This is a genomic window from Neobacillus sp. C211, from assembly GCF_051842875.1.
Taxonomy (GTDB): Bacteria; Bacillota; Bacilli; order Bacillales; family Cytobacillaceae; genus Neobacillus.
Genome location: NZ_JBPXRO010000094.1, coordinates 1 through 1,215 on the forward strand (window position 1 = coordinate 1; position 1,215 = coordinate 1,215).

A 1,215-nucleotide genomic window follows, 5' to 3' on the forward strand; every position below is an offset into this window, starting at 1 on the left:
GGCTTCAGCTACCGCATTATCATACGGGCAACCTTTCATACTTAATGACCGTTTAATGTTGAAAGTTTCAAGAGCTTCATCGATGGTCTTGTTTTTAAATTCGTTTCCTCTATCTGTGTGAAATAGTTGAATTTGCCTTAAATCGGCTTTAATTGTCGATAAGGCTTGATAGACTAGTCCAGCATCTTTATTAGGACCGGCACTATGGCCTACAATTTCTCGATTATAAAGATCGACAAATAAACATATGTAATGCCAACGATTTTCGACTCTTACGTATGTTAAATCACTTACTACAACAGTTAATTCCTTTTGTTGATCAAATTCTCTATTCAAAACATTTTTAACTTTCGATTCATTACATTTATCCACATGAGGCTTAAACTGGGCAACTGTATATTTCGATACTAGCCCATTCTCTTTCATGATTCTGCCAATACGCCGTCTCGAAGAGACAGTGCCAAGCTTTTTTAATTCATGTTTAATTTTACGTGTGCCATAGTTCTGACGGCTTTTATGAAATATATCGATGATGGTAGCTGTAAGTTCATCCTCGGATTTTGATTGCTCTTTTGCCTCATAATAATAAGTACTTCTTGAGACTTGTAGGACGTCGCACATTGCTGATATCGAGTATTTATGTCGATTATTTCTGATCACATTTACTTTCGTCCTATTATCAGCGCTGCTTGCTTTAAAATATCATTCTCCATCAATAAACGTTGGTTTTCTTTACGAAGTTTAATCAACTCTGCTTCTTCCGGAGTTCTATTGTCTTTCTCTTTAAAAGAACCGGAGGTTTGACTTTGTTTCACCCATTTATCTAATGCAGAAGGGGTTAAATCGTATTCGCTAATAATATCTTTTCTGAGCTTGCCATTTTCATATAGCTTGACCATTTGGGCTTTAAATTCAGGTGTATATGTCCTTCGAGCCTTCTTCATATTGGCTTTCCTCCATAACTGAATAGGATAAAGTAGACTTCCAAATTTTGCGGGTAACCACCGCAACTTGACAAGGAGCCTCTGCGGGCATGCTTTCCCAGCCAGGAAACCAGATGGCAATGACATCTGGCTTGCCGAACAGGCTAGCATACCCACCTCTCCTAGTAAAGTTGCTAGTACGGATCTCTTATGCTAGTAAGCAGTATGCCCTGATTTGGCGGTTAGTCTACTTGACCTTAATTTTTTTGTCCAGTTAAGTGTAGCCGATTCA

The 1,215-nt window shown here is 38.3% G+C and carries 1 pseudogene; it reads right to left on the minus strand.

Going from position 1 to position 1,215, the window contains the following annotated elements:
* A pseudogene (locus ACSU6B_RS29150) lies at positions 1 to 944 on the minus strand (IS3 family transposase); the annotation flags it as partial.
* Positions 945 to 1,215 lie beyond the last annotated feature (271 nt).